Source organism: Campylobacter cuniculorum DSM 23162 = LMG 24588 (genome assembly GCF_002104335.1).
Classification (GTDB): Bacteria; Campylobacterota; Campylobacteria; order Campylobacterales; family Campylobacteraceae; genus Campylobacter_D; species Campylobacter_D cuniculorum.
Window position 1 is genome coordinate 409351 of the sequence record NZ_CP020867.1, and the last position, 24832, is coordinate 434182.

General features: G+C 27.9%; 17 protein-coding genes and 4 pseudogenes. 10 read left to right on the top strand and 11 right to left on the bottom strand.

Annotation, left to right across the window (positions count from 1 at the left end; all coding sequences use genetic code 11):
* Positions 1-26: 26 nt before the first annotated feature.
* From CCUN_RS02085 to CCUN_RS02095, 3 genes are read right to left on the bottom strand one after another with little or no spacing between them, the layout of a single operon-like run.
* A complete protein-coding gene (locus CCUN_RS02085) occupies positions 27-1652 on the bottom strand; it encodes a cation:proton antiporter (RefSeq protein ID WP_027305607.1) in 1626 nt (541 codons plus the stop codon).
* Positions 1653-2024, bottom strand: a complete 372-nt coding sequence (locus tag CCUN_RS02090) for a heat shock protein transcriptional repressor HspR (protein ID WP_027305608.1) — start codon at positions 2022-2024, stop codon at positions 1653-1655.
* Between the two features lie 2 nt (positions 2025-2026).
* Complete coding sequence (locus CCUN_RS02095) at positions 2027-2893, bottom strand: DnaJ family protein (protein WP_027305609.1); 867 nt, start codon at positions 2891-2893, stop codon at positions 2027-2029.
* A gap of 182 nt (positions 2894-3075) precedes the next feature.
* Here CCUN_RS02095 and htrA point away from each other — a divergent pair, with 182 nt between their 5' ends.
* From htrA to CCUN_RS02110, 3 genes are all read left to right on the top strand, one after another.
* Complete coding sequence (gene htrA, locus CCUN_RS02100) at positions 3076-4497, top strand: serine protease HtrA (RefSeq protein ID WP_027305610.1); 1422 nt, start codon at positions 3076-3078, stop codon at positions 4495-4497.
* Between the two features lie 73 nt (positions 4498-4570).
* Entirely contained in the window at positions 4571-5245 is a 675-nt protein-coding gene (locus tag CCUN_RS02105) for a response regulator transcription factor (RefSeq protein ID WP_027305611.1), read from the top strand.
* Positions 5242-6519 carry an ArsS family sensor histidine kinase gene (locus CCUN_RS02110; RefSeq protein ID WP_027305612.1) on the top strand — a complete coding sequence of 426 codons (1278 nt, stop codon included), beginning with the start codon at positions 5242-5244 and terminating at the stop codon, positions 6517-6519. The genes CCUN_RS02105 and CCUN_RS02110 overlap by 4 nt, the downstream gene beginning before the upstream one ends.
* Here the strand turns inward: CCUN_RS02110 and CCUN_RS02115 are convergent.
* Positions 6516-7301, bottom strand: a pseudogene (locus CCUN_RS02115) (MFS transporter); the annotation flags it as partial. The gene CCUN_RS02110 and the pseudogene CCUN_RS02115 sit on opposite strands and share 4 nt — an antisense overlap.
* A 67-nt stretch (positions 7302-7368) precedes the next feature.
* On the opposite strand from CCUN_RS02115, the pseudogene CCUN_RS02120 reads away from it, so the two are divergent.
* Positions 7369-9170 (top strand): annotated as a pseudogene (locus tag CCUN_RS02120) (AAA family ATPase).
* 106 nt (positions 9171-9276) lie between these two features.
* Here the strand turns inward: CCUN_RS02120 and CCUN_RS02125 are convergent.
* Positions 9277-10137: an Abi family protein gene (locus tag CCUN_RS02125; protein ID WP_164502905.1), complete on the bottom strand. Its 861-nt coding sequence runs from the start codon at positions 10135-10137 to the stop codon at positions 9277-9279.
* 303 nt (positions 10138-10440) lie between these two features.
* Between CCUN_RS02125 and CCUN_RS02130 the strand changes: the two genes are divergently transcribed.
* From CCUN_RS02130 to CCUN_RS09970, 3 genes are all read left to right on the top strand, one after another.
* The gene (locus CCUN_RS02130) at positions 10441-11001 is read left to right on the top strand and encodes a P-loop NTPase family protein (protein WP_027305616.1); all 561 of its coding nucleotides are present in this window, start codon (positions 10441-10443) and stop codon (positions 10999-11001) included.
* Entirely contained in the window at positions 11002-11265 is a 264-nt protein-coding gene (locus CCUN_RS02135; RefSeq protein ID WP_027305617.1) for a ribbon-helix-helix domain-containing protein, read from the top strand.
* Positions 11266-11453: 188 nt separating this feature from the next.
* Positions 11454-11732 (top strand): type II toxin-antitoxin system PemK/MazF family toxin, encoded by a 279-nt coding sequence (locus tag CCUN_RS09970; RefSeq protein ID WP_269474151.1) that lies wholly within the window; start codon positions 11454-11456, stop codon positions 11730-11732.
* Positions 11733-12197: 465 nt separating this feature from the next.
* Here CCUN_RS09970 and vapD read toward each other — a convergent pair.
* From vapD to CCUN_RS02155, 3 genes and pseudogenes are all read right to left on the bottom strand, one after another.
* Positions 12198-12473, bottom strand: a pseudogene (gene vapD, locus CCUN_RS02145) (VapD family protein); the annotation flags it as partial.
* Positions 12470-12793, bottom strand: coding sequence for a hypothetical protein (locus tag CCUN_RS02150; protein WP_085296610.1), 324 nt, complete (start codon positions 12791-12793; stop codon positions 12470-12472). The gene CCUN_RS02150 and the pseudogene vapD, both read right to left, overlap by 4 nt.
* Positions 12794-13005: 212 nt before the next feature.
* Positions 13006-13707, bottom strand: coding sequence for a Fic family protein (locus tag CCUN_RS02155; protein ID WP_232087669.1), 702 nt, complete (start codon positions 13705-13707; stop codon positions 13006-13008).
* 326 nt (positions 13708-14033) lie between these two features.
* On the opposite strand from CCUN_RS02155, the gene CCUN_RS02160 reads away from it, so the two are divergent.
* The 3 genes and pseudogenes from CCUN_RS02160 to CCUN_RS02170 all read left to right on the top strand — a co-directional run bounded on the left by CCUN_RS02160 (position 14034) and on the right by CCUN_RS02170 (position 15949).
* The gene (locus CCUN_RS02160; protein ID WP_027306082.1) at positions 14034-14303 is read left to right on the top strand and encodes an EexN family lipoprotein; all 270 of its coding nucleotides are present in this window, start codon (positions 14034-14036) and stop codon (positions 14301-14303) included.
* A 318-nt stretch (positions 14304-14621) separates the two neighbouring features.
* A pseudogene (locus CCUN_RS02165) lies at positions 14622-15053 on the top strand (type VI secretion IcmF C-terminal domain-containing protein); the annotation flags it as partial.
* The gene (locus CCUN_RS02170; protein ID WP_085296611.1) at positions 15050-15949 is read left to right on the top strand and encodes an FHA domain-containing protein; all 900 of its coding nucleotides are present in this window, start codon (positions 15050-15052) and stop codon (positions 15947-15949) included. The pseudogene CCUN_RS02165 and the gene CCUN_RS02170, both read left to right, overlap by 4 nt.
* 4 nt (positions 15950-15953) lie before the next feature.
* Here CCUN_RS02170 and CCUN_RS02175 read toward each other — a convergent pair whose 3' ends face one another.
* From CCUN_RS02175 to CCUN_RS09975, 3 genes are read right to left on the bottom strand one after another with little or no spacing between them, the layout of a single operon-like run.
* Complete coding sequence (locus CCUN_RS02175) at positions 15954-17624, bottom strand: hypothetical protein (RefSeq protein ID WP_085296612.1); 1671 nt, start codon at positions 17622-17624, stop codon at positions 15954-15956.
* A 10-nt stretch (positions 17625-17634) separates the two neighbouring features.
* On the bottom strand, positions 17635-21042 hold the full coding sequence (locus CCUN_RS02180) for a hypothetical protein (protein WP_085296613.1): 3408 nt from the start codon (positions 21040-21042) through the stop codon (positions 17635-17637).
* On the bottom strand, positions 21039-24830 hold the full coding sequence (locus CCUN_RS09975) for a lipase family protein (protein WP_232087670.1): 3792 nt from the start codon (positions 24828-24830) through the stop codon (positions 21039-21041). Before CCUN_RS09975 ends, CCUN_RS02180 begins: the two co-directional genes overlap by 4 nt.
* Between the last annotated feature and the right edge of the window lie 2 nt (positions 24831-24832).

Sequence of the window (24832 nt, forward strand, 5' to 3'; positions counted from 1 at the left end):
GATAATCTTTTGACAAAACACACTCTTTAATTTTTGTTAATCACACATTCTAAAGCCTCTTGGACTAAATCTTTAGCTAAGACCTTTTCTGTACGCACGATGCGTATATGTTCATCGATACTTGAAAAAAAGACTTTTTCAAAGTTTCCATCAACACGAATGATTATATCAATGGGCTTTTTAAGACCCGCTAGGATTCCGCACAGCATTTCAAGCTTTGCTTCATTAGTGATTGTAATGATAGCCGCTGCACATTCTTCTATATTTGCAATCTTTAGAGTTTCTTCTTGAGCTGCACTTGCATAATGCACATTTTCACCTCTACTGATGCCAAGTTCAACCAAATTTAAATCACTTTCAAGTACCAAATAAGGCACTCCTATCATTTTAATCCTTTGCACAACCTCTTGTCCTAAGCGACCATAACCAAAGATAATATAGTGATTTTTAGGCTTTTTTTGTAAATTTTGCACGGGAATTTGCGTGTTTGAATTTAAACTTGTATCTTCAAAGATATTAGCAATTTTACGCATATTATTAAGAATAAAAGGCGTGATAATCATAGTGATAATAGCCACAACAATAAGAATTTGCGAGGTTTTTATATCAATCATATTGCGAGTTTGTAAAAGTGAAAAAATCGCTAAAGAAAATTCACCAATTTGAGCAATGCTAAGAGCTGTTTTTAGGGCGATTCTTTTATTATTATAAACAAGTAAAAGACCAAAAACTATACCTAATTTAAAAAGACAAACAATACAAATTAAAATTAAAACCAAAAGCCAATTTTCAAAAACAATTTGAAATTGAATTTGCATTCCCATAGTGATAAAAAAGAGTCCTAAAAGCAAATCTCTAAAAGGAGCCAAATCCGCTTCAATCTTATGCTTATATTCTGTTTCAGCAATGAGTACTCCAGCAATAAAAGCCCCTAAAGAATAAGAAAAGCCAAATTTATGAGCTAAAAAACTTGCTCCAATCACCATAAAAAGTATAGTAAGAATAAAAATTTCTTGCGAATTTGAGCGTATGACAAAGCGAAAAATTGTATCTACAAGATATTTTCCTATAAAATAAAGCAAAGCAATTAAAATAACTGCACTCACAAAAGTTGTAAGCAAGAGTTGAGAAATGTTTGCATCATTAGATGAAAAAAGATCCACAAGCAAAAGCAAAGGAATGACCGCAATATCTTGAAAAAGTAAAATTCCTAAAGCTTTTCTGCCGTATTGTTCATTAATATCTCCATTATCATTAAGAATTTTTAATACAACAGCCGTAGAAGAAAGAGCTAGAGCAAAACCCACTACAAAAGCACTTTTATCAACAAGTCCTAAAATCGCCATTACAAATAGAGTAAAAACAAGCCCACAGCTTAACATCTGCAAACTACCATTTAAAAACACTTCTTTTTTCATCGTCATAAGGTGTTTTAAAGAAAATTCAAGTCCTATGCTAAACATTAAAAAAACTATACCAAATTCAGCAATGTGTAAAAATCCATCATCAACATTAAAATGATAAATTTGCGACAAAATGATGCCTGTGAGTATGTAGCCTATGATTGTAGGCAGTTCAAATCTCTTTAAAAAGACATTTAAAATAACAGCACTTGAAACGGCGATTAAGAAAACTTGTAGAAAATTCACCATTTAATGCTTCTCATAAAAAATCAAATCAAAACTATTTTTATGCTTAACAACAGCCTTTGATTCTCCTTTGTTTTTATTTTTGCTTAGTTCTAAACGAAGTTCATCAATTAAAATTTCAAATTCTTGAAGTTGATTTTTAAGCTTTAAAATCACATCAACTCCTGCTAAATTCACGCCCATATCACGAGTGAGTCTTAATATAAGTTTAATGCGATCAATATCCCTTTGAGAATAAAGCCTGATTTTTCCATCGGTTCTGCTTGGTTCTATCAATCCTTCTCTTTCGTATTGTCTAAGGGTTTGAGGATGGATACTTAACACTTTGGCTACGACACTGATTAAATAAAGGGGTTCATCATAATTTTGTTGCATTTTTAATCCTTTGGTAATTTTTCTTCTAAATCTTTAAGCAAATTTGAATCCAAACTTTCAGTATGTGGTAAAATAATATTTAAAACTAAATATAAATCTCCATAAATATCGCTTTTGCGGTTTTGCACTCCGTATCCTTTAAGACGAATTTTTTGTCCATTTTTCGAATTAGGAGGAATTTTTACACTCACTTCTTTTCTAGGAGTTACAACGTTAATTTTACCACCAAAAAGGGCTGTTCTTAAAGAAATATCAAAAGTGCGAATCAAATCATCTTCATCTCTTTGATAAATTTCACTTTCTTCAAGCTTGACTTTAATGATTAAATCTCCTGTTTTTCCATAAGATTTTTTACCCTTACCGCGAATCCTTAGTTTTTCACCACTTTTAATGCCATGAGGAATTTTGATTTTAATCGATTCATTATTAAAATAAATCGTATGCTCTCCCCCTAAAATTCCGGTTTCAAAAGGAATGCTAATGTTTGCACTCAAATCCAAATCCTCTTCATCAAAACCTCCAAATCCCCCAAATCCTCGAGAACTAAATCCTTTACTGCTTGCATTTGCTCCAAAAAATTGACTGAAAATTTCATCCAAATTAATGCCTCCAGCTCCAGCACCTCGCGTAAAATCGTGAAAACTCTGTCCGCCAAAAATGCTATCGCCGTATTGATCATATTGAGCACGTTTTTTCTCATCGCTTAAAACTTCATAAGCTGCGTTAATTTCTTTGAATTTTTCTTCGGCATTTTTTTCTTTATTAATATCGGGGTGATATTTTCTTGCTAAGCGACGATAAGCTTTTTTAATCTCATCGGCACTTGCATTTTTAGATACACCTAAGGTTTCATATAGACTATTACTCATTATTTAATTTCCTTAAAAATTTTTATATAAATATTGTATCAAAAACTTTAGCCTGTGTCAATCAAGTTTAATAATTTTTTTACGCTCAAGTTTTCATTTACAAATTTGTAAATTTTTAGTTTTATACTATCATTTACATAAGAGCTTATGTAATTATTTATTGAAATTTAAAGGAGTAAATAATGAAAAAACATCTCATGCTTCTTAGTTTAGCGAGTGTTTTATTTGCGGCAAATATTAGTTTTAACGAGGCTGATTCTAAAATTGAACGCGTCAATCCAGCAGCAGGAAATAATATCATATTATCCTATCATGACTCAATTAAAGAAGCTAAAAAATCTGTTGTTAATATATCCACTTCAAAAACTATCACAAGAGCAAACATTCCAAGCCCTTTGGATGATTTTTTTAATGACCCTTATTTTAAGCAATTTTTTGATTTTGATGCTCCGCAAAGAAGAGGATTTAAAGATGATAAAGAGGTGATTAGTTCTTTGGGTTCTGGTGTCATCATTTCTAAAGATGGCTATATCGTAACAAATAACCATGTTGTCGATGATGCGGATAATATTTCTGTGAATTTACCTCAAAGTGATACAGAGTACAAAGCTAAGCTTATAGGAAAAGACCCTAAAACAGACTTAGCGGTGATTAAAATTGAAGCAAATAATCTTTCGGCAATAAGTTTTTCAAATTCAGATGATTTAATGGAAGGAGACGTGGTTTTTGCTTTAGGAAATCCTTTTGGAGTTGGTTTTAGTGTAACAAGTGGTATCATTTCAGCATTAAACAAAGATAATATAGGCTTAAATCAGTATGAAAATTTCATTCAAACCGATGCTTCAATCAATCCGGGAAATTCAGGTGGAGCACTCGTAGATACGCGTGGAGCCTTAGTAGGGATTAATTCAGCTATACTCTCACGCGGAGGAGGAAACAATGGCATAGGCTTTGCCATTCCTTCAAATATGGTCAAAGATGTCGCTAAGAAACTCATTGAAAAAGGCAAGATAGAAAGAGGATTTTTAGGGGTGACTATCGTAGCCTTAGCAGGAGATACGAAAAAGGCTTATAAAAATGGAGAAGGTGCTTTGATTACAGATGTTCAAAAAGGCTCATCAGCTGATGAAGCAGGGCTTAAAAGAGGGGATTTGGTGATAAAAGTCAATGATAAAATCATCAAAACTCCAAATGATCTTAAAAATTATATCGGCACACTCGAGCCTAATCAAAAAATCAATTTAAGCTATGAAAGGGATGGAGCCATCAAAGAAGTCAGCTTTATTCTAAAAAGTGATAAAGAAACCAAAGATACTAAAGAGGATATCATCGAGGGATTAAGTTTAAGGACCTTGGATGCGAATTTAAAAAATCGTCTGGGACTCTCAAATGATACAAATGGTGTTTTTATTGAAAATGTTAAAGATAAGAGTAAAGCACAAGAAGCGGGTTTTAAAAAAGGCGATATTATCATTGGTGTAGGGCAGAATGAAATTAAAAATTTAGAAGAATTAGACGAGGCACTCAAAAAAGTTAATAAAAAAGATTTTGTAAAAATTTGGGTTTATCGCGGTGGTTTTGTTACTTTGATTGTGTTAAAATGAAAAATGAGCTAGAATTTCTTTTCATTAGAAATTTTAGCTTAAAATTAGCTTTTATTAAAATAAAAGGATTAAAATGACAAACATTCTTATGATAGAAGATGATTTAGAACTAGCAGAGATTACAAAAGAATATTTAGAACAATTTGACATGGAAGTGGATATAGCACATGAGCCATATATAGGGCTTTCAAAACTTGCTTTAAAAGAATATCAACTCATAATCCTTGATCTTTCTTTGCCGGGTCTGGATGGACTTGAAGTTTGTGAAGAAATTCGTAAAAAATACGACACTCCTATCATCATCTCAAGTGCAAGACACGATATTAGCGATAAAGTTAATGCCTTAGAGCTTGGAGCTGATGATTATTTACCAAAACCTTATAATCCTAAAGAACTTCAAGCAAGGATTAAAAGCCATCTAAGACGCATTTCAAACACTAAAAATGCGATTGCAAAAAGCATTAAAGATTTAGTTTATGACCAATATAAACATATCATCACAATGAAAGGACAAGAACTAACACTCACAAATGCTGAATTTGATATTTTAAGCTATCTTATCAAAAAGGAAGGGGGGGTGGTCAGTCGCGAAGAACTTGTATATAATTGCTCTTCAATCAGCGAGGATTCTAGCAATAAAAGCATTGATGTTATCATTTCTCGTGTGCGTCAAAAAATGGGAGATGACCCAAAAACACCAAAATACATACATTCTATACGAGGTATAGGGTATAAGCTTACTCAATGAATAGGGCTTCGATTTTTTATACCATCACTTTTATTTTTATTTTTGCAGGAGTGAGTGTTATACTCGCTTTTTTATGGTTGATTGCTTATGATCAACAAAATTATTCTAAAGAACTTGATGCGAAATATTCTCTTATAGGTATTGCAAGACTTTCAAATTTAGCCCATCAAATCGATGATAAAGCCTTTCAAGAAAGAACAAAAAATTACAATAAACTCAATCAAATCACGCAACCAAAAGAAATTCGCAGGGTTTTATCCGGGGGTGAGGTTATAGCAAGGGCAGAAATTAACGATGGAGATATAAGAAATAAAAATATTCTTCAAGGTGTCATAGAGCTGATTTATTATAAAAATTATAATTATCTTAATGTGATTTATGAAGGCAAAATTCATCTTTATAAAGATGAAGATTTTCAATTTTATCGCTATTATATCTTTAAAACCATTGCAGCTGCGGTGATTTGTATTCTTATCTTGCTTTATATATTTATCTTAAGAAAGCTTAAACCTTTAAGAAATTTAAAAAAACAAATCGATAAATTTGCTCAAGGCAAACTCGATGATATTGAAAATGTCAGCACAGGCGTTGATGAAATTTCACAGGTTTCAGAAGCCTTTTACGAGGCTACAACGCAGATTAAAAAACTCAATCAATCGCGTCAATTCTTCTTACGCAATATCATGCACGAGCTTAAAACTCCCATTACAAAGGGACTTTTAACTCTTGAAATGATAGAAGATAATAAATATAAAGAACGTTTAAATGGAGTTTTTACGCGGCTTGAAATTCTTATCAATGAATTTGCAGCCATTGAACAAATCACTTCCGGAGCAGCCTTTATCAACCGCAAAAAATACAATATCTTAGATATTTTAGATGAAGCTAAAGAGATTGCAATGAGTGATGATAAAAATTTAAAGATACTCATCGCTGAAAGTTTTTTTGTGAATGTGGATTTTAAACTCTTTACCACGGCGATTAAAAATATGATAGATAATGGTTTAAAACATTCTAAAAACCATTTTTTACAAATTGATATCAGCGAAGACTTCATTTGTTTTAAAAATTTGGGTGATGAATTGAATAATTCTTTAGAATACTACACTCAAGCCTTCACTCAAGGTTCTAAACAAAAAGACAGCTTCGGTTTAGGGCTTTATATAGTGGATACCATCTTAAAAGCTCATGGCATGAAGCTTGATTATATGTATGATAATGGGATTAATTTATTTTATTTTAGGGAATTAAAAAATATTATCATCAAAGACTAATTTAAATGATTTTTATAAAACCAAGTCCAATAAAGACCTGCAAAAATAAAAGCCATTCCAAGTAAAGCCGTGATTAAATTTAAGCCCAAACCCCAATCAAAAAGCACACCCACCAAAATCGAAATCATAGCACTAAAACTAAGGAAAATCATATCCGTATAGGCTATAACGCGTCCATAGTATTTCTTATCGCTATTTTTTTGAATCATGGTATAAGTATAGGACCAAAGTGATGATGTGCAAAACCCTGCAGCCAAAAGCCCTAAAAAAGAAAGATAAAAATTAAATTGAGTTAAAGCCCAAAATAAAATTCCAAATCCTTGTCCAAAATACAAATATCCTGTGGTTTTTTCATTGATAAAAGGACTTAAAATCATAGGAGAAACCATCAAAGCAAGAGCACGTACGGCATTTAAAAAACCTATGACCAAACTCGCACTCAAAAGCTCTTTATAACTATGTTTTGCTAAAAGAGTCACTAAGGCTTCATAGGCAGTAAGTCCTAAAAAAGCATGGAGTAAGATTAAATGAAAAATGGTTTTATTTTTAAAGACATATAAAAATCCCTCTTTAATCATAGCTCCCATTTGCTGTGTGGCTTCATTTTTAAAATCATTGATTTTAAGATTTAATAAAAATAAAATTCCCATCCCAAGTAAAAAACAATCAAACAAAAAAGCCGTTTGAACATTTAAAAAATAGATGAAAATTCCAGCCAAAGACATACCAGAAGTGTAAGATACAGCCCAAATAATGCTGTGAATTTCATTTGCAAGTTTTAATAAATTTAGAGAATTTAGAGACTATTATAAACTTAGCAACTTTTATAAAAATAAGGGAGAATTTATTATGCCTGTTAGAAAAGCCATTGATACTTTAAGTTTATTCAATAATGAAGAATTTAAAATCATTTGCGAAAATACTTTAAGAATGGAGCTTAGTTCTTTAACTTTGCTTTGTGGTAAAAGTGAAATGGGTAAATCTTTTTTAGCCTTAAAAGTTTGTGCTAATGCTTTAAATGAGGGTTATAAACCTTTTTTTTGGAGTTTAGAGGATAGAAACAATTCTCTTTTAGACAGAATCAAAAACATTCATAGCTTTTATCCTTTTGCGATGAATGATTTTGAATTTTCTAATGATTTGCCTATTTTAAATAAAAAATTAAATCCACAAGAAAATCTTTCTAAAGAATTAGAATGTCTTGAAGATTGTGATTTAATTGTTTTGGACACTTTTAGTGCTTTCTTTTCCTATTTTGGCTTTAAAGACCAAAACAACCAAAACGATGTGCAAAATTTTTTCAATGTCTTAACACATATTACAATTAAAAACAATCAAGCTATTTTACTTATTCATCACCTCGATAAAAAAGGTGAAAGCATAATGGGGAGTTCCGTGATTATAAATGCTCCTAGACTGGTTTATAAACTTTCATTTGAAAAAGGAGAGGATAAAAATTCTACCACCTATCGATTACTTGAAGTTTTAAAAGATAATAATATTAATGCTGGGGAATTTCAAAAAACAATCAAAGTATTACAAAATTCTAATATTGATGAACCTTTAATTAAAAATATCAGAGCTAATAGTATTGATTCTAACACTTTAGAGATTATCAATAAAAAAGACATATCCGCTGTAAGTGTTAATGAATTAGCAGAAGGTTATGTAACAATGAATGAAAATAGAGGTGTTTTTTATTTAAGTTCACGAAAGCTTGTTGATACTAATTTTTACAAAGTATTTAAAGAAAATGATAATAAAATAGATTTTAAAATGACGGGTGCAAACGACTCTTCTTATGTTATCAGTTTAAAAAATTATTTACTGACACAAACACATAGAAATATTTTGGATGCTTTGTTTTTATATATCAAAAAAATGTAGAAACTAGTGTGATTAAAAAATACCAAGAAAATTTTTGGGATATGGAAGTAAGATTAGAACCTTATAAATTTTTAAAACAATATCTCAATAAGAATTCTAATAATTACTCTTGGTTAAAACAAAAATTTACAGAAATTTCTCGTTTTGCGTATGATTTAGCTTTCACACAAAATATAGAAGACAAAGACAAAAAAACAATTACGCAAATAGATAAAGGGATTTTAATGTTTGATTCTGTAGAACGTATTACAAAAGAAAATGGGATAATTGTATCTGTATTTGTGCTAACAGTTCGTAGAGAATATATTAAAAAACTTGAAACTGAATCCACTCTTTCTTATGATGATGATTTATCAAAAATTCTTATCAATTTAAATTCTTTGGTGGCACAAGATTTAGTAAGATTTTTAACGAGTTTTCCCGATAAAAAGATTTTAAGTTTTAAGGATTTTTGCGATATTAAGGCATATAGAAACTACAAAGATAAAATGGTGATTTCAAAACAAAAGAAAGAGCTTATTAAAGCAAAGGATAAGCTCATAGAGTTTGGAATCAATGTTTATGGTAAGAATGTGCCTTTTGAAGCATATGATGATGAGATTTTAGCAAATAAATACAAGAATGAAAATGATTTGATTTTTGTTTATGAGAGCAATAATAAAATCAAACGCTTTATTAAGAAAAATGACCCTATGAATAACCTTAATGTAAGAAACAATAAATTCATTAATCATCACAAAGAACAGAGTTTATTTGATGATTGATGTAATGAGTCATTAAAAAAATAATGGATGAAAAACAAAAGAATAGTCTTGCAACTATTCTCGCTAAAAATGTATTCATTTTTTTGTTCTATGTTTTAGATTATAATTAAATTATTTTTAAAACTAACTTAATCATAAATTCAAAACTTGATGAAATGTATTGATTATCAATAAAATATTGTTTGTTCTTTTTAGCTCTTTTTATAAAGTCAAATAATTTCTTTTTTAACTTTTTTAGCATTTTTGGCGGACATAAGTCTTTGATAAGAAACAATAAACATATGCAATCGTGTATAAGTGGATTTTCTAAATGTGTTAATTTCTTATCTTTTCTAACAACAGATAATGCTCTTATCTTAGTTTGTAAAAGTTTTGTTGGTTTAAAATAAAAATTTTTGTAAGATTTAAGATTATTTAAAATACAAAAATTATGAGCTGAAGCATTTCTCAATTTTCCTATTTGATTAACAAAATTATGTTCTTTTAGGTCAGAGCTTTTACAATAAAATTGATAAAATTTGGTAAATTCTGAAAAAGTCAATATCTCAATAAAATTCCACAAAGCAAAATAATTCTCCCATATCCCATTTTGATTTACATAATACTTTTCTATTAATTTTCTTTGATAGATATTGCAGCTTTCTTTCTTTTTTTCATAAAGCATAAGGGAAGAAGGACGTTTGTCATATTCTGATAAAAAATCTTTAACTATTTTATATCCATCTTGATCTTTACTATTGCTACAATGAGTATTAATCTGTGTTTTGAGTAAATGTTCGCAAATCAAACAAAACTCTAATATAATATTTCTTAATAGGGCATCTATAATACTCATTTCTCTTAAATATGCAAAATCTAATCGTATATACTTATCATTTCTATCTTTGTCATAATTTTTAGCAAAAGCCTTAATTTTAAAAAAATAATTACTTTCGCTTAAAAAACACTTTGCTTGTTCTTTATCCATAAGATTAAATCTTATGCCCAGATCTTCCCCCCCCCCCATATACTGTATTTGTTCATCTAAATTTAACTTACGTTTATTCATAGATAATCCTTATAATATTTATAAAATTATATCTAAATTTTTAGCACTAAATTGATAATTAAATCCATAATTTGATAATAATGTATTTTTATTTTTGATGTTTGATTAATAAAAATAAATCATTTAATATATTTTACATTGTTTAATGTATATTATATTAATAATAATTTAATATAATATTTATTATAATATAATTAAAATTTAACAAAATGGAACACAACAATGATAATCTCAGTTATAAACAAAAAGGGTGGAGTGGGTAAAACTTCGTTTTCTTTTTCAATCGCTAAAGATTTAGATTTATTTTTACAGAGTAACGACAGCTCTATTATTGAGCAAATTTATCCAAATAAGGCTAAAATTTCTGCTTCTCCACAATTACTCGATAATTGTGTTTTTGATTTTGGGGGATTTGTAGATAGAGGAATTTTAGATATAATAAAAGAGAGTGATTTTGTCATTGTGCCTTGCACAACCATTTATAATTCAATATTAAGAACCATAGAAACCATTTTAGAAATCAAAAAAGTCAATCTCAATATTATTGTATTAATCACTGATTGGACTTCAGAAAATGATAAGATTTATACTTTAGAAATGCTAGAATCTAATTTTACAGATTTAGATTTTTATTTTTTTAAACGTTCTAAAATTTTAGAAAATTCAATGAAAACAGGAGCAAGTTTTAAGGAATTAACAGAGGAAAGTGGTTTGACAAGAATGTCTTATGCTGTTTTTTACAAAGAGTATCAAAGATTGCTTAATACATTAAAAGGAAATTAAATGCAAACAAAAAAATTATCGATTGAAGAAGCTTTAAAAAGTGAAGTTATCAATCAAAAAACATTTGAAAAAGCCGAGCGTTCTAAACCCGGTCGTAAAAGAAAAAGTGAGGACGAAAAAGTTAAATACAATATAGCCCTTTATTTTAACAAACAAGATTTTGAGTTTTTAGGAAAAATGGCTGAAAAAGAAGATGAAACCATACAAAGATTTTGTAAAAAAATCATTGCCAGATTTTTAAAATCAGCTAAAACTTTAGCGTGATTTGAACATTTCTAAGGCTTTGTTCTTTTAATCCTTTCGCAGTGTCAATGACTATGGACTATAATGATAAATTTAACAAATGCAATGATAAAAAGAAATACAAAATAAAAAAGATAAACGAATAAAAATAGAAAAATAAACATAGGAAAAATATAGGCAGTGAGATTTATGGTAAAGGAGATGAATTTATAAGACCTGTTTTGGTTGTGAATAAAATATATATCAAAGATTATATTAATCTATTTATAGGAATTCCATTATCAAGTCGAATAAAAAATAAGCATGGATTTACTTATCATCATTTTGAAGATAATAGGGGCAAAAAACAAGTTGCATTATTGTCTCAAATAAGAACATTTGATACAAAAAGAATTATAAGCTATTGTAGTAAAATTAAAGAAGAAGATTTAAATATTATAAAAGATAAAATAATAAATAAAATAATATCCCCGCACGAGACGGGGTAACTCTGTTATATAGAGCCAACTCTCCTTTTAAGAGAATTATAAAACTTTAATTTAGAGTTTCATAATTCTCTTAAAATATTATACATTATAACATTAAATTAAATATTTGACTTAAAAAGATTTTGCTTTGAATTATATTTATTTTCCACCACCAAGCATTAACTTTAGAAGATTTTGACATTGCTCATCCATATTTTCTGGATGATTTAGTTTAGTTTCTATTGAATATTTTTTTTCGCAGGTTTGAAGTATTTTCTCAAGTTCTTTCTCAGGAAGTTTTTTTAATTCTTCTACAGTTTTAGGTTCATTTCCACAAGCTGAAATATAAAGACTCATTAAGGCTACTGAAGCTAAATTTGCTAAAATTTTTGTTTTCATTGGCATTAACCTTTTTGTTATAGAATTTTTTAAACTCACAATTATATCATAACAATTATTAAAATTGCTATAAAGAAAAAAATTGAACCTAAAATCATATTGTTCTCCTATATCAGTTACATCAAATTCTTGTATGCAAGAACTCAACCAAGAGAATTTCCTGTTTAGCTCTCTAGTCAGTGTCAATATCTTATCATCATCCATAGGCTCTTTTGAAGCATAACCTGAATATTGCCTGTGTTCAAAACCATTCTCAAGCATAAAAGTTTTTATTTTAATGTAAGGCTCTCTTGTATCCTTGAAATGCTTTTTGAGTTCATTTGTGGATAAATCAAAATTAATAGCCTTACGAGAGAGACTCACGCCCAAACCCCCATATTTCTTGCTTTATTTCTAGATATTAAATCCATGTTTCCCTCTTTCTCACTCAACCATTCCCATTCTTTGACATTGAGCGTGAACCAATCACGTTCTATTAAACCATCATAAAGAAACACTCCCAAACGAGCCAAATCTTCCTCATTGCCCTTACAATGATAAGTGTTTTTATCAATCTTAATTAAACCACATTTATTTGCCATTTCCTCAATGATTTCATACATTTTATTTAAATCATATTTATCTTCTTTTAGAATCTTTTCTTCATCTAAAATGAATCTTGTTCCTAGTAGTGGATAAGCCATTGTTTGCTCCTTTTGAATTTTTTAAAAATTTTATATTAAATAAGCTTTACAATGTATAAAATAAAATGATTGAATGGATTAAATATTATAAAACAAATTATTTATTATTTTAAATGATGAATATTATTTAATAATTTATCTTTCAAGCTCTTTATCTTGAGATAAACTTTTACTATCTTTGTCTTTGTGTAAGCTTTGTTTAACTTGTTTCATTAATTGCTTTTTTGGAATTTGTTTTGTCTTTCTTGCTCTTTAAGCTGTATTTTTTTAATAAAATTCATCATTTCTTCATCAATTTTGTTTTGTCTCAGACAAAAAATATAAAAATCCTTATCTTGTTTTGGTATGACAATAGGAGTGATGTTTTGTTCAAGGCAAGAATAGACCATAAGCAATCTTCCTGTTCTACCATTACCATCACTAAAGGGGTGAATCTTTTCAAAATCAATATGAGTTTTAAAAATCACCTTGATTTTTTCATCGTCATCTTTGCAGTGTTCTAATCTATAATAGAGATTATCACACAAATCTTTGATTAAAGTTGGAACTAAATAAGGCTTTGCTGTTTCAAAATGAGCTCCTATGATTGCATTTTCTAGCGTTTTAAATTTCCCTGCTCTCTCATCTAAATCTTTCATAATAAAAGAATGAAAAAATTTAATCAGCTCCGCATCAATCAGAGCTTTTTGTTGGAGTTTTTCTATTAAATGTGGAAGCAGAAGCTTATAGTTTCTAACCTCATAAAATTCTCTATCTTTTATCGCACGAGGAATATAATCATCTAAAATAATAGAGGCTGTTTCGTCCTGCGTTAAAGTATTCCCTTCAATTGCTGTGCTGTGATGTGCCATACGCACACACAAATCAAGCATATATTCTCTATTGTTTAGCATTTGAACCATATTATCTTGCAATGCTCATCTCTGGTTTATGTTGTGCGAGTTCTTTGTCTCTTTTTATGTCTTGGTTAAAATTTTTTTTAACAGCTTCATTAATCATTTGTTTCATTTCTTCTTTTTGTTCTTTAGAGAAAGTTTCTTTAAGACTTGTTATAGTTATTATTATATATTAATATTTATTAATGTATAATAAAATTAAATTTTAAGAGGCAATTCTGAGCGTTTAAATGCACATAACGACAAAGAATGTATCATTGAAGCTCTCATAAGAAATTTAAGCATTGCTTATGCTAATACTCATTTTATTGATAAAAACGAAATAAAAATTATACCTGCAAAGAATGAAAAAACAAACTAAAGTTAAACTAGGTTTATTAAGTGTAGTTACTGCTGGTGTTTTTTCTGCTTGTTCTTCAGAACCAAAAAGTGTGCAATATTATGAAGACTCAAAGAATACTAAAGAATTAGAAGCTAAAATCAAAGAATGCGATAAAAATGCACATTCTGCACAAACTGATGCAGAATGCTCAAATGCTTATAAGGCAAGTTATTCTAAGTCATTTGAAACACCGCTACCAAGTGCTAAAGAGTTTTTCAAGAATAATAAATGAATTCAGATCTTTTCCAAACCCAAATCTTAAAAATAAATACTATTATATTATATATTAGTAATTTTTAATATATAATAGTTATTTCTAGTAATTAATAATATACAATTAATTACACCAAAAATAAAAAAATAAATTTCTGTTTTATCATTGCTCCAAGCCATTAAACTTTAAATCGAATAATTTCTTTTTTTGGTGTTTATAGCAAATCGCACCTGTAAGGTGCTATGATTTGCGTTGATAGGGGTGCGGGGTGTACAGCGACAAACGCACTTGACCCAGCCCTATTGTGTTAAGAATAGTAAGAGACGCTTAGTCTCTTCAAGTCTCATACTAAATGCCGATGATAATATAAAAGTTAATTTTACTATTCAAAGCCTTGATTTAAGTGCGGATTTTTCCTTTGTAAAGCTTGGCTATGATAATAGAAATATTCAATACGATCACACTCTTAATCAAACTCTACAAATTGTAGCAGAAAAATTCAATAATGGAACAAGTTTAAATTTTACAGCCTATAATTACTCTAATCCTAATTTAAATTATACAAAATCATATAAAGGAGAATGGGCATGGTATAAGTTTATAAAAGATAATAAAAATAATTCTACATACAGCATTATATTTAACAATAATAAAAACTTATATTTTGACTTTGAAATTATTAACGGTGCTAGTGATTTAGATAATATAGTTTATATTCTAAATAATCTTAAAATAGTAGAAAATATCACAGGAGTAAATAAACAATGATAGAAAAAGAAGAAATAGGAATTGTTATTGAGAATTATGACGAATGTATTAGTGGTTCTAAAACATTTGTATTTAACACAAAGGGTGGAACTATAGGAAGTGGTGATGATTGCACTTTTCGTATTCAAGATAAACTAGAACAAATCAAAAATACCCATGCCATAGTATCTTATGAAGAAGGTTCTTTTACAATTGCAGCTTTTGAAGATTCTGACATTTATTATAACAAGTCCTTTTCTAGAATGCCAAGTGGCTATGGAATAATAATCAGCATAGGCGATATTTTTAAAATCGGTAATTTGGAATTTAGATTTGTGGATGCAAAAAGCATTGAAGAAAGTATCAAAGAAAATAAAAAATACTTAGAAGATATTGAAAAACGCAATCATTTTGATGAAATTGAAATTAAGCCTAGAGGAAAAACAAGTATAAATTTTGACAAAAACGAAGAGTTGAAAGAGATTTTAAAAAATAATAATTATAAGTTTATCGAAGAAGAAAAGGCAGATGACAGCTTTTTAAAAGAAATAATTCAAAAAAATCCAAATTCATTAGAATATGAAAATATTTTAAAAAGTTTGGTAAAAAATTTAAAAGATATTAAAACAAAACAACAAAGCTCTAAATTAAATAAAGGTTATTCTCCTATCAGTATTAAAGATTTTGAAAGTATTATTAATAATATACCCTTAATCAAATCCACAAGATTGATCAATATTTTAGCCCTTAGCTTAATCGCAAAAGAATTATATACTCCTATCTTTGAAGAAATGGAAGAAAATATGTTTATTAAATATCTTGAAGTTGCCATACAAAACAATATTAAAGAAGATAAGATTCTTTTTGAGAATCTTACCCTAAAAGCATTGGAAAAGTATATTAAAGATTTTGAGTGATTCTTCACTCTTTTATATTATGCTCTTTAGCATAGGCTTGTATCTTAGCTCTAAGCTCTTCAGGAAAGTTAGCTCTATAAATAGCTGGGATTCTTGGATCAAGTTTAGCATCTAAGTCTCCTTTTTTATAAATCCATTCTAGTCTTTCAGGTGTGAAATAATAAGGGGCATTAGGATAACCTTGAGGAGGAGTTAGGGCTGCGAGTTTGGCTTGTAAATAAAGCTCTTCTAAATAAATTTCTACATCTGCTTCACTCCAGTGATTGGGTACATCATAAGTATAACCCCTTGTATAGGTAGGTATAAGACTAGACATTCTTTTGTCAAATTCTCTTCTACTTTCAGGAGTAGAATCCACATCTCTTGGATCTTTTATTTTGCCTTTATCGATTTCATTTAAGAATGTTCTCATTACACCATTATCGACATCACTAATAAAATCATATTCATTTGAATCTATAATCCATTCTGTAGAGATTAACTCATCTAAGAAAGGAAGCATTCCGTATTTATCATAAGGAGGATTTTTAGCAAAGTCTTTGATGAGTTGTTGTTTTAAAGGATTTTTATGTATTCCATATAAAGGATGATACAATCTTTCTAAACATTTTTTATCTCCTAATTGCACTCCAAGCCAAAGAGCTTGAAAGCCTCTTGATTTTAAACCAGAATCACTAAGCCCTATGGCTGCATCATAAAAAGCCTTTTTATTACCCAAGATACCTAAGCAAAGTTGATATTCTCCTGCAATTAGATCAGAATATATAGTATTTGCCTTAGCACCAAAAGCTCCATAAGCTCCATGTTCAAAAGCATTTTTATAAAGCTCTTCACTGCTATCTTCAAGCTGAACAAAATAAAATCTATCATCAAATACTGTATCTTCTATCTTACGCGAATAAACATACAAACCCCAATAAGCATCCCCTAAGTCATACTTTTCTATAAGTTCTTCATAAATCCTTATACTTCTATAATTAGCCTTTAAAAATTCATTAATCAATTTATCCAATAAAGCTTCATTATTTTCATCTTGATCTAATTTACCTATAATAGCTCTAAAATAATCTTTTGAATATCCAAGTTCTGCTAAAGCAAGTCCTGCTTTATAATCTTTACCCTCTTCATAAGCATAGCTTAAATTCTTAATGGCTTTTTGAAAAAGATCATATCCTTTATAATCTAATCTCTTAGCTTCTTTATAATCTTTCATACCTTGCTCATAAGCATTTATAAATCTTTTTTCTTTAGGTCTTTTAGGTCTTGTTAAAGTGCTATCTTTTAAATCTACAGGAGTGCATACTAAGCCACTTCTTTTTACTAAATAATTATACCTTCCTTCTCCATCTAAAGAATGAAAATAAGCTTTTTCTGCTTTAGTCCAAGGAGCAATAGCTCCTTTTATAGGATCTTTTAAATAAATCTTTTGCCAATCTTTAAATTCAAGCAAAGTAGATCTTTGCCCTGTATTGAGGTTAGGATCTAGGTATTGGGGTTGATAATTGATATAGGGGGAATTTCTTAATATACGATCAGCTTCAAAGAGGGCTTTAGAATATTCTTGGGTGTATTTGCCTACTTTGGCTCCTCTATCATCTAATAAAATTTTATTCGTTTCTTTTTCTACATCTAATATAATTCCATTAGGCATATAAATTTCATAAGTTTCACTCATTTTTATCCTTTCATCCTATATATAAACCATCTTCCATGATTATAATCGTGGCTAGTCTGCCTATGAATTTATTAGAATAATCTTGGGCTTTACTAGCATCATCGCTTTCTTCACTATCATTTTCATCTTTTGTTTTATCATTTGTTTTTTCGTCCCCTATCCCCTTATACATCACTTCTAAATTATGTTGTCCTATAGCTTCTAAATTTTCCATCAATCTTCTTGCCTTTTGTCTATCTTCTATGAGATGAGCTCTTTCATCTTTTATAGTATTATAAATCCCATTTGCATATTCACATAAAATTTGTATAGTATCATTATAGGCTAAGATAGGGTGTTGTTTAATCATGGGATTTTGTGTTTTATACTCTTCTTTTCTTTGAAAATGTTCTAGCTTATATATATTACAATTTTTAAGTTCTATATTGTTTTTTTCAAAAAATTCCCTATCATTTAAGATATATTTGCCCTCATTGATTTTATCTTCCATAAAAGCACTTCTTTTCTCATCTAAAATGATATAAGATAAAAGTCTTTTTAAGGCAAATTCTCTAGCCTCATTTGAAGTCGTAGCACAAGCAATACTAGGATAATAATTAAGCCCACCTGTGCACAATAAAGAACCAAAAATAAATCGCGATAAATCAAAACTCATAAATCTAGAATTTATCAATAAAGGATAGGTCATATATTCCTCTTTTTTTACAGCTAAAGGAAAATCATAATTATAAGTAAATTTTTCATACATTAGTTTTTCATATAAAATTTTCAATCTTTCGTAATTTGTAGGCAAAAGTGTATCAATAAAAGATCCTGCTAAATTTCTTAATACATCCCCACTTAAATTTTGACTCATTTTAATAGAAAAATCAAGGGCTAATTGTTTTCTTACTTTTGATATCAAATGAATTTGCTTAGCTTTATCCAATCTTGAAAAACTTTTTGACTTTTTTAACTTGCTTGCATATTCTGATTGATTAAAATAATAATAATTTGTTCCTATTTGATACAAAAAAAGCTTATTGAATGACTTTTTGCTCTTTGGATTAATTTTTATAAAACGCCCTTTAGGACTAAGCGCATAAAATATTCCTAGTTCTTTAAAAAAATGCACTTTAAAACTAGAAAATAATTTATTACCATAATGCTTTTTATCAAAGTTTGAATCTATAAAAAATAAAATCATTTTTTTAAAAAAATCAGGCTGACTCATAAAAAATTCTGTAAAAGGAAAAAGTTGCTTAATGATATTAAAAAAAGTAATATCTATAGATAATTTTGCAAGTTCATTATCAAGCATAATATCTTGAATGCTTTTATCTAAATCTTTTTTTGAAGGAAGAGTTTGGTCTGTTTGTATATTTTCTTCAAATTCAATTTCCTCATCAAAGCCTTCATTTAAGGTATTTAAAAAATTTACATAAGTTTGATCTTCTTCAAAATCATTTTCAAACATAGCTTTAGCTAATTCATCTAAATAAATGACTTCATCTTCTTTTTTGTTGTTATTTAATTCTTTGGATAAAAAGATGTAAATTTTTTTATCATCAAGCATAATATAAGATTCAACTAAAATGACTTTTAATTTATTCATATGATCAAGATTAAACGCTTGATAATAATACAATCCTCTATCAGTATATATTTCATACTCATGTTTTTCAAATTCTTTTTGAAAAACATAAAAAGCACAAGTTATTAAAAACAAATGCAAAACAGAATATTCATATAAATTTTGAACAGAATAAGGGCTTAAACTTTTGTTTATATTATCCAAATAATCATTGAAAAGCCTGACATATTCTTCTGCTTTTTCTTTTTCTTTTTTGCTAATTTCTTCTAGTTCTTTAGGTGATTTAAAAAAGCTATCAATATAAGCAAAATCTTGCTTATATTCTTCGTATTTCAATAGCTCATTTATACACTCTAATGAATAAAATTTTAACCAAGGATATGTTTGATTATAAAAATTAAAATATTCCTTATATTGTTGATAAATCTGTCCATCAAGTTTTACAAAAGGACAAAGTTGCAATACAAAATCATCTTCATTTTTAACATCTCTTTCTATAAAATAAGAGCCATAATCTCTTTTGCTAGGAAATTTTTCTTTTAATCCAAGTTTTTCATTTTTTGTAAGGGCTTTAGGACGATTTTTTATCTTTACTCCTAATTTTTTTTGATACAAGTCCTCACAAAGCCCTGCATTATTAAGTTGTGGTGGATTGGTAATAAATAAATAATTTTTACCCATTTTGCTTGTATTGATTTGATCAGCATTTTTTTTATCTAATATCATTTCTACTAGCATGGAAGAATTTAAATCAGGGTATTCTGCATAAAAAAAATGATGAAGTTCAAAAATATTTAAATTTATCGCTTTTTTTAATGTTGTATCAGAATTATTTAAACTAGAATTCACTAAAAGCGTATCATCTGATTTTTCATTTTCAAATTTTTGATTATTTTCTAAAAAATTATCAAAAATGCCTTGAAATTCTTCGTCTAAAATAATTTTATAAAAGCTATTTCTATAAAGACTGATAGAAGGTGCGTCAATATAAGATGAAAAATCTAATAATATTTTATCATCTATAATTAATACATCGGATAAAATCTCTTCATTGCATAAAGCAATAATAGGATAAAGTTTGCTAGTGATAAGCTCTAAAAGTGGATAAGCAAAATCATAATAATATTTTTTTTCCTTATACTCTTCATACTCAGAGTAAGAATTATAAGCTTCAAATAATGTATTTACAACAAAAACATAAGGATTTTTTTTGATTAAAGAAATGGGCTTTTTAAGGTTGGTTATAGAATCTAATATATTGATAAAAAATTTCGCTACAGCTCTAATAATTTGTTTATATTCATCATCATTAGATTGAGTAATATTTTTTAAAAGTGTATTAAAAAGCGTATCTAAAGCCACTTGTATCTTTGGTTTAATCTCTTGCTCAAAATAATTAGATTCTTTAATATTTTTTAATAAAGTATTTAATTCTTTTTGAATTTCTTTTAAAAAATTTTCAATATTTTTTTCATTGTTTTCATCAATAATTTTATTGAGTGTTTTATTTTCATTTTGATTGATTGCATTATTTAAAAGTTTTAAATTATTATAGATAATTTTTTTAATGCTGGATAAATTTTTATCAGAAGTAAAATTTTGTTCTTTTGTGATTTCATCTTTATTAGCTTGATTTAAATGTATAATTTTAAAAGCTTTTGTATTGTCGCTTTTAAAATCATCCTCAATAGTATGCAATGTTTGATACAAAGAATTCTTAGCTTCTTTATATCCATCAAAATCACCACATATAAAAATAATTTTATTGGCATTTTTGGTAAGATTTTTTAATGCGATTTCTAAGTTATGATTTGATGTAATTAAAGTAAAATTTTTTATTTTCATATTTTAATCCCATTGACCACCACAAATTTACAAACATAAAGCTCTTGCTTTCTATCTTCATCTTCTAAGATCTCATCGAGTCCTTTTGCGATTTGAAGTTTTAAATTTTTCATCTTAGCAGGGGCTAAAAAACTAAAATGATATGCGTTTAATTTTTTATTATCTTCTAAAGCATTTTTTATGATTTTATCATACTCATGTAATTGTGTAAAATACCCCGCTCCTAAATCTTTATTTTCAAATTCCTTATAAGCACTTTTATGAATTTTAGCAATGTTTTTGGGGATAATGAAATAAAGCTTGATTAAATTAGTATCCAAGCTAAGGTTTAATGCCTTAAATTCATAATCTTTACTAAAGTCTTGCTTGAATTGATTAAGAATATTAATGTCCTCTATATCTTTTAAATCTTTTAAATCTATATTTAATTCATTTAAAGCCTTATCTTGTTCTTTTCTTTCATTATTGATTAAAAGATTATAGATAGGTAAATTATCTTTTTGAAATCTATCGCTTTTATAATGAAGTCTTATTATAGGTTCTTTTAACTCTGTTTGGTTTTTGCTTTGTTTTACCAAGCCCTCCTTAGGATCAAAACTATGATCGAATTTAAACTGAGTAGGAGTAAAGCTTACTTTTAAAGGAAAGCCTTTGTCTGTGATACAAGCTGAGATTAGTTCTTGTAATATAGCATATTCATTATTGACTTTCTTTTGAGATAAGGCTCCTTTTACATTCGCAACTTTACTACAAGGAACACTTACACCTGCTATAGTATTAGGACAAGCACTTATACTAGAATTAAGCAAATCACTTTCTAGCATAATAGGGATGTTATTGTCTTTAAAAGATTTTCCTTTATTTGATTGAAGTATGACTTTACCTCCATGGATGCATTCTAGGTTTTGATTTTCTAAAAGGGCATGAAGTTTAGCTATACTTTGTTTTTTATCTACTTGTGTGGTTTTTTGTTCTTTTATAGTGTTTGAAATTAAATCTTTATATTCTAAGCTTTGCTTACTTAAGCATTCTAATTTGATATTTAAAGAATTTTCTATGATAGAATAATTAAGTAAGCAAAGTTCATCATTTTTATAAAAAATACTAAGTCTTCCTAAACCACTGCTTTCATCTTTAGGAGAAAAATAATAACTGGGTCTGTCTTGTTTTATAATATTATCTTTATCTAATTCTCCAAAATAAAAAGGATTATTAGGAAGTTCGGTTGAGCCTGTAAGGAGGGTGGAGTTTAGGAAGATATTTGTATCTAAACTTTTAAAATCTATATGATATTTTTCTTCTATAACTTTTATATCTAAAACACTTCTATCTTTTGTAAAAATATCACAATGATTATCATAAATATGGATTAAATTTGACATAGAGATAAAAGAAGTGGTATTAGTATTATCTTGCAAATCTTGTAAATTTACTTTATCTAAAAATATGATTTTTATATTATTTGTTTTTAATACTATGGTATTGGTATTTTTATCATAAAATTGTTCTATGTTAAATACTTCGTTTAAAGCTAAATTAACATCATTTTCCTCAGTATTAAAGCTTTGATTATTTGGATTGTCTTGCAAGGAATTTTCTTTATCTAAATAAGCTTGGATATTTTTTATTTTTTCATTTCTTTCTTCTTTTAAAGTATTGATAGATTTATAAAGCTTTTTTCTAGCATCAAGATAGGTATCATTGAGGTTTTCTTTATCTAGGATGAAGATTTTTGTGAAATCATTGCTATAGCCTAGATTGTTTATAGCGGTAGCTTGGGTGAAATAAGTGTTTTTATCTTCTCTTAATACTATTGAATTTATACATACATAAAGGCAATAAAAATAACCTAATTTATTATCTAAATCATTTAAAATTAAATCTTGGATTTCATTTAAAACTATATATTTATAATAAGCCTTATTTTCTTTTAAAAATTCTATCACAGAATACAAATTAAAATATGCTATATCTTTTTGATTAATTTGTTGTATTATTGCATTTACTATAATTTTCTCTTGTGTTTTTTTATGAGAATAGAGTCTGTTTTGATAAAAGATTATTCTTGAAAAATGCTCTTTAAATTTCTGGTTAAAAACTTGTCGCTCTCTTTCGTATTTTACTTTATAAAATTTATACCCTTTCAACTCATCATCATATTTAGCTTTTTTTATTTTATATTCCTCCAAAGCTTGTAATTGCGTAGATGAGAAACCTTGAATATTTGCTGCAAATAAAGGCTTTTGGGGTTCTTTTGGCAAATAATGAACTTGCAAATATTCCAAAGAATTTGAAAAATCACTAGATGGTTTAGGAATGCTAAAATATGACAAAATATAATCATCATAACGAGTTCTTGCAGTAGCTAAAACATTATTATGATATTTGATAAAAGTCCGCAGCTCTTCTTTATCCTTGTTTATATTATATTCTAAAAGGTTATCAATTTCTTTATTTTTCATAAGATTTAAAATATAATTTAATTCTATAATAGTAGGCTCTAAAAAATGAGAATCCCAAAATTGATCCCCTAAATTAATAATATAATGCTTCCCATCTATATCTACTCCTAAATCTTGTATCACCCCTTTTGCATTGGAAGCATCAGAATCAGTATCTGTTTCAATATGATAAGTATTATCACTTGTAGCTAAAATATTTTTGGTATTAAGATTAGTAAGGAGCTGATTAACACAATTTATAAATACTTCATCAACTTCAAAAATATCATAAAAATAACTCGTTGATTTACCATAAATAATATTTGTTTTTATAAAGATATAATGTTCTTTTAAGTTTTTTTTATTATGAAAATATGATTTTATATTTTGAAATAAATTAGAATCATACCCTATTAAGCTTATTTCTATACTTTTTTGATATTTATAAGATCTTATTTGATAAAACAATGCTTGCTCTTTATTATCAGAATTGATAATTTTTTCATCTATATTATAAATTTGATTTAAATTTAAAGCTTTTAATTCTTTTGCACCAGGCGAATTAAAAGTATAGATTTCTTTAACATTAGCACTAGAATTAACACTCGCTAAAGAAAGAGTAAGTAGCTGTGCCAAAGCTCCACCTAAAGAATGACCTACAATTATTAATCCTCTATCTTCTTTAATATTTGGAAATTCTTTAACGCACTCAGAATAAAATTTAATCATATCAAGATATTGATTATAGGGAACTTTACCTAAAGCTAAATCAACATCAGCATCTAAAATATCAACACCAAAATTACTTTTAGGCTCTGTTCCTCGTATGACTATAATCTTTTGATTATTATCCTTAGTATCTTCAAACAAAGTAGCACTAAAGCCACTTGTAGTGTTGGGCTGATGTTTTAAAAGTTTAAATCTATTTACAAAATCAATGGTTCTTTTACTAAGCACATCATTTAATCCCACTCTACTAATATCATTATCTAATGTTATTTCTTTACTGTCAAAACAAGTATTTACAAGAGAAATGCAGTATTTAGATTCTATTCTAATTATTTTACTTTGTTCAAAACGAGCTTGTATAGCACAAGCATAGGCTGTGTTTGTGTTTTTAGGTTTTGCAATATCTTCCCCTTTGCTATTTTTCATAACAATATCTTGCTTTAATTTATCACCAAAAGTAAGTTTGTCTGCTTTATAAATATTATTCTTTTCATCTTGTTCTGCATTTTCCCAAATATATTGCAACATTGCATAACTAGCATCTGCGACATTAGCATAGTCTAAAAATTTAGTGATTAAGTCCAATTTAGCTTCTTGTGTTTTAATGTTTTTACTCATTT